Annotated in this window: 1 pseudogene; it reads right to left on the bottom strand. The window is 58.0% G+C overall.

Annotated features, from left to right (window positions below):
• A pseudogene (locus CVN76_RS00435) lies at window positions 1-357 on the bottom strand (pyruvate:ferredoxin (flavodoxin) oxidoreductase); the annotation flags it as partial.

Raw genomic sequence — 357 nt, 5'->3', positions numbered from 1 at the left:
GATCCGGCGACAATGCGCGGCTGCGGTGCGCATCAATCGCGTCCTGAGGCAGCATCTGGCGCAGGGTATCGTCGCTCAGCGGCACGATTTTGTTGATTTCATGCGACGTGCGGAAACCATCAAAAAAGTGAATAAACGGCAGGCGACTGTTGAGACTGGCCGTTTGGGAAATCAGCGCAAAATCCTGCGCCTCCTGCACGTTACTGGCGCACAGCATGGCGCATCCTGTTTGGCGTACGGCCATCACGTCGGAATGGTCGCCAAAAATCGACAGCGCATGGGTAGCGATGGTGCGCGCAGCGACATGCAGCACAAACGGCGTCAGCTCACCGGCCAGTTTGTACAACGTCGGGATCA

This window comes from Bacillus sp. mrc49 (genome assembly GCF_002803435.1).
This window is presented reverse-complemented; position numbering and strand designations above follow the sequence as displayed.